An 8512-nucleotide genomic window follows, 5' to 3' on the forward strand; every position below is an offset into this window, starting at 1 on the left:
TCCGGCACCGTACTGCTGAACCCCCTGTTCAGGGCGCCACTGCGGACGATGGAGGAGAGGGCGGAGACGAAGCGGAACGACTGAGGTCGTCTCACTGGACGGACAGCGTCGTTGACCGCCGGACGAGGTCACTGTCATATTGCTGGCGTGAATCCAGACAAGCGCCTCGTCTCCCGCAGGCACGTCGACCTGTGTCGGCAGGCCAGCGCGGTCTGTGCCGTCCGCGTCTGATCACCACGCCCGCGAGCGCACCGCGTCTTCCCGCCGACGCCTCCGGCTCGCCCACGCACCCTCTCTCCTGACACGCGCCCGAACGCGCTGAGCATCGCGGATCGTCCGTAGACGCCGATCCCCGCCGGCAGCGCCGACGCGCGCACTTCCGTGCCGAACCGTGAGCCGTTCGCACGACCTCGCAGCCATGCATTCCGCTCGCAGCGGAAGTAATGATCCGCGACGTCGAGCGCGCGGCGCCGTTCGCCGTGTCCCGACGTCACCTCATCGTCCTTCGAATCGTCACAGGCAGGCATCCGATGACCGAGTCGTACCCTTCCCTTGCCGCCACACCCTCCCGGCGGACCGCGCTGCGCGCCGCCGGCGGTGGCACCCTGCTCCTCGGGCTGGGACTGGCGGGCTGCCGCTCGGCCGTCTCCGAGTCTGAGTCCGCCGAGAAGGGGGCCGCCGCGAAGCCGAGGCGCGGCGGCACGGTGAGTGTCGCCATCAACAGCGACTTCACCCCCAGCCTCCTGTTCGCCCAGAGCAGCCAGTCCTTCCAGCACCGCCTCGTCTACAACACGCTGACCCGCTACGACGACGAGCTGACACCGCAGCCCGAGCTGGCGACCTCCTGGCAGTACGCGAAGGACGGCCGCAGCATCACTCTCGAACTGCGCTCCGGTGTGACCTTCCACGACGGCCGGCCGTTCACCGCCGACGACGTGATCTTCGCCGTGAAGAACCTCCAGAACCCGGCCAGGGCAGCCCAGTTGAGGGCGACGGCGGGGGTCATCACCGGCTTCGAGAAGCAGGGCGACCACAAGCTGGTGCTCAAGCTCGCCCACCGCGTCAACAACCTCTTCGACCTCTTCGAGTTCATGATCATCACCGATCGGAACTCCGTCGAGGAGGCGCTGAAGGGGACGAAGCTCAACGGCACCGGACCGTTCCGGCTGACCAAGTGGAGCCCGGGCTCCGGGCTGAGCTTCACCCGCAACGACGCCTACTGGCAGCAGGGCCGCCCCTACCTCGACGCCGTCGAGTTCCGCGTGATCCCGCAGGCCGACGCCCTCGTCTCCTCCCTGCGCACGGGCCAGTCGCAGCTCACGTTCCAGGTGCCCGGCAGGAACCTCGCCGCCGTCAAGAGCAACGCCGGTCTCACCGTCACCGAATACGACACGGGCGCCGGCGCCCAGTACCTCGGCGTCAACACGACGGTCGCCCCGCTGAACGACCGCACCGTCCGGCAGGCCCTCGCCCACGCCGTCGACCGCGACCGCATCCTGAAGCAGACCCTCGGCGGCTACGGCCTCGCCTCGGCGGCACCCTGGCCGAAGTCGTCGCCCGCCTTCACCGAGGCCGGCCGCACCCACTACGCGCACGACCCCGCGAAGGCGCGCGAACTGCTGAAGTCCGCCGGACACACCCGCCTCGACCTTCCCCTGCTGCACCTCGGGCTGCCCGGGGACACCGCCGTCGCCGAGTCCCTCCAGTACGACCTGAAGCAGGTGGGCGTCCATGTGACCCTCCAGCCCACCGACCCGGCCACCGCGCAGAAGAACCTCATCTCCCAGAAGATGCCGGCCCTGTGGACGATGAGCCACGGGTTCGCCCAGGTCCAGCCGTCGACCCTCGCGGTCAGCGCCTATCCGTTCAACGAGGCCAAGAACACCTCGAAGTACCGGTCGGCGACGTACACGCAGGTCGTCCGCGAGGCGTGGACGAGTCCCGCGACCGGCGCCGCGGCGAACGCGCTGCACGGCCGGATATCCGACATCCTCCTCGACGAGGCGTTCATCATCGACCTCGTCATCCGCGGGAACGTCCAGGTCGCGGCGAAGGACCTGCACGGCGTCACGCTGAACAAGTTCGCCTACCTCAACCTCGACGACGCCTACCTGGCGGCCTGAGCATGGGCGTCCACCTGCTGCGGCGGCTCCCGTCCGCCCTCCTCGTCCTCCTCGTCGCCTCCGTCGTGATCTTCGCGATCCTCCGCCTGGTGCCGGGCGACCCCGCCACCTCCCTCGCCGGGCCTGACGCCGGTCCCGAGACCGTCGCCGCCATCCGGGACGGCCTCGGCCTGAACGACCCCCTGCCCCTCCAGTACGTCCACTGGATCGGCGGCCTCTTCACCGGCGACCTCGGCCCCTCGTACGCCATCGGCGGCCAGACCGCCGACCTCATCGGCGACGGGCTCGGCGCGACGGTCGAACTCACCCTGGGCGCCCTGCTGTTCGTCGTCGTCCTCGGCACCGCCTTCGGGGTGCTCGGTGCCACCGCGCGCCGCGGCTGGGTGCGCGCGACGGTCCGAGTCCTGACGACCGGGGCGCTGGCCGTGCCGCCGTTCGTCACCGGCGTCCTGCTGGTGCTGCTGTTCGCGGTGGTCCTGAAGGTGCTGCCGTCCGGCGGCCGCGTCTCCCTCCTGACCGCTCCCGACCTGGGTGTGCAGTATCTGCTGCTGCCCGCGCTGTGCCTGGCGCTGCCCAGCGCCGCGATCCTCGGCCGCTATCTGAAGGACGGCATCGAACGCGCCCTCGCCGAGGACTACGTGCGCACGGCCACCGCGGCGGGCGTGCCCCCGCGCCGGCTGCTGTGGCGCCACGCCCTGCCCAACGCGCTGCCGCCCGTCGTCACCCTGCTCGGCATGCAGACCGGCCATCTGCTGGGCGGTGCCGTGCTCGTCGAGGCCATCTTCGCCTGGCCCGGTCTCGGCCAGCTCGCCGAGCAGGGCCTCACCCGCCGGGACTACCCGGTCGTCCAGGACCTGCTGCTGCTCCTGGTGACCGTCTTCGTCCTCGTCCAGTTGATCACCGATCTCGTCCATGCCTGGCTCGACCCCCGGATCAGGTGGGAGTGACACCATGACCGCCATCACCCTCCCGGCCCCCGGGAAACCCGCCCGCAGGACCCGCCACCCCTACCGGGCCGCTCTCGCCTCCGTCAGGGGCCGCGTCGGCCTCGCCCTCGTCCTGCTGGTCGTGCTCGCCGGGCTCCTCGCCCCGCTGCTCGCCGGGCACAGCCCCACCGACCAGTCCGACCTGTCCCTGGCGGGCCCCGGCACCCCGGGTCACCTCCTGGGTACCGACGACCTCGGCCGCGACCTGCTCGCCCGACTGCTCTACGGCATCCGCGCCGACCTCGGCATCATCGCCCTGGCGGTGCCCCTCGGGGCGCTGCTCGGCTGCCTGTTCGCGCTGCTCGCCGCGGTCCACCCAGCCGTGGACACCGCCGTCCAGCGGGCCTTCGACCTGGTCCTCGCCTTCCCCGGACTGATCCTCGCCCTGGCCGTCACCGCCATCCTCGGCCCCGGCCGGCTGCCCGTCGTGCTGGTCATCGCCCTCGCCGAGATCCCCGCCTTCGGGCGGCTCCTGCGCACCGGCATCCTGGTCGAGCGGGAACGCGAGTACGCCACCGCCGCCCGGGTCGGCGGCTCCTCCCGGACCCGCGTCCTGACCCGGCACATCCTGCCCAACGCCGTGGACCCGCTCGTCGTGCAGATCGCCGTCTCCCTGACCGTCGCGGTGTTCATCGAGGGCGCGATGAGCTTCCTCGGCGTCGGTGTCCGTCCCCCGCAGCCCACCCTGGGCGCCGTACTGAGCCAGTCGATGCCCTACCTCGCCGACGCGCCGCACTTCGCCGCCGGCCCCCTGATCACCGTGACCGCGCTGGTCCTCGGCCTGTCGCTGATCGCCGAGGCACTGAACCGGGAGATACGCCGATGACCGCCCCCGCGCTGCTGGACGTACGCGGCCTGGACGTCGAGTTCACCGCCCCCGACGGCACCCTCACCCGTGCCGTACGGGACGTTTCCTTCACCCTGGACCGGGGCGAGACCCTGGCCGTCGTCGGGGAGTCCGGCTCCGGCAAGTCCACCACCGCACTCGCCCTGCTCCGGATGCTGCCCGGCACCGGACGCGTCGCCCGCGGCTCCGTCCTGCTGGACGGGCAGGACCTCGCGGCCGCCGGCGAGGACGAGCTGCGGCAGGTCCGCGGCGCCCGCATCGGCATGATCTTCCAGGACCCGATGACGGCCCTCAACCCGGTCCTCACCGCGGGCGCCCACCTCGACGAGGTGCTGCGCGCCCACGGCGGCCGGGACAAGGCGGCCCGCCGGGCCCGGGCCGTCGAGCTGCTGGACCTGGTCGGCATCCCCAACGCCGAGCGCCGTCTGGACGACCATCCGCACCGCTTCTCCGGCGGCCAGCGCCAGCGCATCCTGATCGCCATGGCCCTGGCCGGCGAACCGGACGTCCTGGTCGCCGACGAGCCCACCACCGCCCTGGACGCCACCGTCCAGGACCAGATCCTCACGCTGCTCGGCGACCTCAACCGCCGTACGGGCACCGCCCTGGTGCTCATCACCCACAACATGGGCGTCGTGGCCCGCGCCTGCGAACGGGTCCTGGTGATGTACGGCGGCACCGTCGTCGAGGACGGCCCGACCGCCGAGGTCCTCACCCGCCCGCGGCACCCCTACACCGCCGGCCTGCTCGCCGCCGTGCCCCGGCTGTCCTCGCCGTCCGGCACCCGGCTGACCGGCATCCCCGGCGCCCCGCCCGACCTGTCGGTCCTCACGGACGGCTGCGCCTTCGCCGACCGGTGCACCCTCACCGAGGACCGCTGCCGCACCGCCACCCCGCCGCTGGTCGCCGTCACGACGCAGGCCGGCCCGGACGAGGTGACGGTACGGGCGGCCTGCCCGCCCGCGACGGCACGGTCCGCGCCACTGCCCGCCGCGTCCCCGCCCGCCCGGATCGACCGGCCCCGCCCCGGCGCCGTGGTCCTGGAGGCCGAGGGACTGCGCAAGACGTACCGGGGCCGCGGACTGCGCGGCCGCTCGCTGACCGCGCTGGACGACGTGTCGCTGACCCTGGCCGCGGGCGAGACCCTCGGCATCGTCGGCGAGTCGGGCTCCGGCAAGTCCACCCTCGCTCGCGTGCTCGCCCACGCGCACCCGAGCGACGCGGGCTCGCTGCGGCTGGACGGCGTGGACATCACCCGGCCCTCCCGCCGCGACCTGCACACCGTACGGCGCCGCATCCAGATGGTGTTCCAGGACCCGTACGCCTCCCTCAACCCCCGGATGACCGCGGGCGAGATCATCGCGGAGCCGCTGCGTGCCTTCGGCATCGGCGACCGGCGCCTGCGGGCGCGGCGAGTCGAGGAGTTGCTGCTGCTCGTCGGGCTCGACCCGTCCGCGGCCGACCGCCGCCCGCGCTCGTTCTCCGGCGGCCAGCGTCAGCGCATCGGCATCGCGCGCGCCATCGCCCCCGAGCCGTCCGTCCTCATCTGCGACGAGCCGGTCTCCGCGCTGGACGTCTCCGTGCAGGCCCAGATCGTGGGGCTGCTCACCGACCTCCAGCGCAACCTCGAGCTCTCCCTCGTCTTCATCGCCCACGACCTCGCCGTGGTGCGGCAGGTCAGCCACCGTATCGCCGTCATGCACCAGGGGCGGATCGTGGAGACCGGCAGCGCCGACGAGGTGTGCGAGAACCCGGCCGACCCCTACACCCGGGCGCTGCTCGCCGCCGCTCCCGACCCGGTCCCGCCGGCCCGCCGCCGCGAGCCCCGCTCCACGCAGGTGCCGGCATGAGCGCCTGCTGCTCCCCCGGGCGCACCTGCGGCGGCGGATCGGGAGCGTCCACCGGGCTGCTCCCCCTGCCGCGGGCGCGCCGGCCCGCCCATCCCGCCATGGTGGAGCTGCCCGGCGGCACCTTCCTGCGCGGTGACGCCTTCGACGAGGGCTACCACGCCGACCGCGAGGGGCCCGTTCGCGAGGTGAGCGTCGCCCCGTTCGCCATCGACGCCACCGCCGTGACCAACGCCCAGTACGCGGCGTTCGTCGAGGCCACCGGCCACCGCACCGACGCCGAACGCTTCGGCTCGTCGTACGTCTTCCACCTCCTGCTGCACCCCGCCGCCGAACGCCACGTCCTCGGCCGGGTGCCGGGGGCGCCGTGGTGGCTCGGCGTCACCGGAGCGTCCTGGCACGCCCCCGAGGGCCCCGGCTCCGACCTCGACGGCCGCGCCGACCACCCGGTGGTGCACGTCTCCCACCACGACGCCCTGGCGTACTGCGCCTGGGCGGGGCTGCGGCTGCCCACCGAGGACGAGTGGGAGTACGCCGCGCGCGGTGGCCTGGAGGGCGCCCGCTATCCGTGGGGGAACGACTTCACGCCGGGTGGGCGGGAAATGTGCAACACCTGGCAAGGGCACTTCCCGCACCGCTCCGACCGGCCCGGCGGCCGCACCGGCACCAAGCCCGTCACCGCGTACGAGCCCAACGGGTTCGGCCTGTACAACACCTCCGGCAACGTGTGGGAGTGGACCCTCGATGCCCACGGCCGCGACGAACGGGTCATCCGTGGCGGCTCCTACCTCTGCCACGCCTCCTACTGCAACCGCTACCGGGTCGCCGCCCGCTCCCACAACACCCCCGACTCCTCCACGGGCCACGGCGGCTTCCGCTGCGCCCGCGACACGGAGCCGGCCGCACCGGAAGGACGTACCGCCCCGTGAAGGCCGTCATGGTGATGTTCGACAGCCTCAACCGGCACATGCTGCCGCCCTACGGCGGACCCGAGTGGGTCCACGCCCCGAACTTCGCCCGCCTCGCCGCCCGCACCGTCACCTACGACACCTGCTACGCCGGCTCGATGCCCTGCATGCCCGCCCGCCGCGAACTGCACACCGGACGCCACAACTTCCTGCACCGCGGCTGGGGCCCGCTCGAACCCTTCGACGACTCCATGCCGGAGCTGCTGAAGCAGCACGGGGTGCACACCCACCTGGTCAGCGACCACCAGCACTACTGGGAGGACGGCGGCGCCACCTACCACGGCCGCTACAGCACCTGGGAGTTCTTCCGCGGGCAGGAGGGCGACGCGTGGAAGGGCCACGTCGCCGACCCGCGCCCGCCCGAGGACCTGCGCGCGGGGCGGGGCGAGTTGTGGCGCCAGGACTGGGTCAACCGGCAGTACCTCGACACCGAGGCCAAGCAGCCGCAGACCCTCACCTTCGACGCGGGGCTGGAGTTCCTGCGGGTCAACCACGCGGAGGACGACTGGTTCCTCCAGATCGAGACGTTCGACCCGCACGAGCCGTTCTTCACGCAGGCCCACTACAAGGACCTCTACGCCCACGACTACGACGGCCCGCACTTCGACTGGCCCGACTACAACCGGGTCACCGAGACGCCGGAGCAGGTCGAGCACGCCCGCTACGAGTACGCGGCGCTGCTGTCCATGTGCGACCACTCGCTCGGCCGGGTCCTGGACGCCATGGACACCCACGGCCTGTGGGAGGACACCCTGCTGATCGTGTGCACCGACCACGGCTTCCTGCTCGGGGAGAAGGGCTGGTGGGCCAAGGTGGTCCAGCCCTGGTACGAGGAGCTGGTGCACACCCCGCTCTTCGTGCACGACCCGCGCCGCCCGGACCGCGCCGGCACCCGTGACGCCGCCCTCGTCCAGACCATCGACCTCGCGCCGACCCTGCTGGAGTACTTCGGCGTCGACCGCACGCCCGACATGCAGGGCCGGCCCCTGGGCGAGGCGGGCGCGGCGAAGGATGCCGGGCCCGCGCGCACCTCCGCCCTGTTCGGCATGTTCGGCGGCCACGTCAACATCACCGACGGCCGCCACGTCTACATGCGGGCCTGCCACGACGACACCAACCTGCCCCTGAACGAGCACACCCTGATGCCCACCCGCATCCGCGGCCGCTTCACCCCGGGCGAGCTCGCGGACATCTCGCTCGCGGAACCCTTCTCCTTCACCAAGGGCGTGCGGACCGTCCGGGTCCCCGCGCCCGCGCCGGCGCTGCTCGGTCCGCAGCGGTTCGGCACGCTGCTCTTCGACCTCGCGACCGACCCGCGGCAGGAGCGGCCGATCGTGGACGACGCCGTCGAACTGCGCATGATCCGGCTGCTGGTCGAGCAGTTGCGGGCCAACGACGCCCCGCGCGACCAGTACGAACGCCTCAGCCTCCCGCACGACCCCGACTTCGTGGACCAGGGGCACCTGCTCGTGGCCGCGCAGCGCGAGCGGGCCGACGCCGCGCGTGAACCGGCCGCCCGTGCCGACGAGTTCCCCGAGGGCGCGCTGAACCTGCGTACCCCGCTCGCGCGGCTGCTGGCCGAGCCGGCGGCGGCCGACGCCGTGCGCCGCATCGTGCCGGGGCTGCTGGACAGCGAGCTGCTCACCCTGCGCGGCGGTGGCACGCTCCTGCACATCGCCGCGTTCACCGGCCGGCCGGGGCGCGCGCAACTCACCGAGCTGGCCCGTGAACTGGCCCGTCT

The 8512-nt window shown here is 72.8% G+C and carries 7 protein-coding genes; all 7 read left to right on the forward strand.

Annotated features, from left to right (window positions below):
* Positions 1-147: 147 nt before the first annotated feature.
* Complete coding sequence (locus tag GTW67_RS38460; protein ID WP_351136315.1) at positions 148-231, forward strand: putative leader peptide; 84 nt, start codon at positions 148-150, stop codon at positions 229-231.
* A gap of 299 nt (positions 232-530) precedes the next feature.
* The gene (locus GTW67_RS08480; RefSeq protein ID WP_161164193.1) at positions 531-2123 is read left to right on the forward strand and encodes an ABC transporter substrate-binding protein; all 1593 of its coding nucleotides are present in this window, start codon (positions 531-533) and stop codon (positions 2121-2123) included.
* Positions 2124-2125: 2 nt separating this feature from the next.
* On the forward strand, positions 2126-3070 hold the full coding sequence (locus GTW67_RS08485) for an ABC transporter permease (RefSeq protein WP_161164194.1): 945 nt from the start codon (positions 2126-2128) through the stop codon (positions 3068-3070).
* Between the two features lie 4 nt (positions 3071-3074).
* The gene (locus GTW67_RS08490; protein ID WP_161164195.1) at positions 3075-3935 is read left to right on the forward strand and encodes an ABC transporter permease; all 861 of its coding nucleotides are present in this window, start codon (positions 3075-3077) and stop codon (positions 3933-3935) included.
* Positions 3932-5806: a dipeptide ABC transporter ATP-binding protein gene (locus GTW67_RS08495; protein ID WP_161164196.1), complete on the forward strand. Its 1875-nt coding sequence runs from the start codon at positions 3932-3934 to the stop codon at positions 5804-5806. Before GTW67_RS08490 ends, GTW67_RS08495 begins: the two co-directional genes overlap by 4 nt.
* Positions 5803-6732, forward strand: coding sequence for a formylglycine-generating enzyme family protein (locus GTW67_RS08500; protein ID WP_161164197.1), 930 nt, complete (start codon positions 5803-5805; stop codon positions 6730-6732). The genes GTW67_RS08495 and GTW67_RS08500 overlap by 4 nt, the downstream gene beginning before the upstream one ends.
* Positions 6729-8512 (forward strand): sulfatase-like hydrolase/transferase (locus tag GTW67_RS08505; protein ID WP_161164198.1); only part of this gene is annotated, 1784 nt, incomplete at its 3' end. The genes GTW67_RS08500 and GTW67_RS08505, both read left to right, overlap by 4 nt.

This window comes from Streptomyces sp. SID5910, from assembly GCF_009862125.1.
In the GTDB taxonomy this organism is placed as follows: Bacteria; Actinomycetota; Actinomycetes; order Streptomycetales; family Streptomycetaceae; genus Streptomyces.

What these genes read in the sequence shown, in the direction of transcription:
- GTW67_RS08480 (WP_161164193.1), top strand. Translation starts at nt 531, where the DNA reads ATGACCGAGTCGTACCCTTCCCTTGCCGCCACACCCTCCCGGCGGACC.
- GTW67_RS08485 (WP_161164194.1), top strand. Translation starts at nt 2,126, where the DNA reads ATGGGCGTCCACCTGCTGCGGCGGCTCCCGTCCGCCCTCCTCGTCCTC.
- GTW67_RS08490 (WP_161164195.1), top strand. Translation starts at nt 3,075, where the DNA reads ATGACCGCCATCACCCTCCCGGCCCCCGGGAAACCCGCCCGCAGGACC.
- GTW67_RS08495 (WP_161164196.1), top strand. Translation starts at nt 3,932, where the DNA reads ATGACCGCCCCCGCGCTGCTGGACGTACGCGGCCTGGACGTCGAGTTC.
- GTW67_RS08500 (WP_161164197.1), top strand. Translation starts at nt 5,803, where the DNA reads ATGAGCGCCTGCTGCTCCCCCGGGCGCACCTGCGGCGGCGGATCGGGA.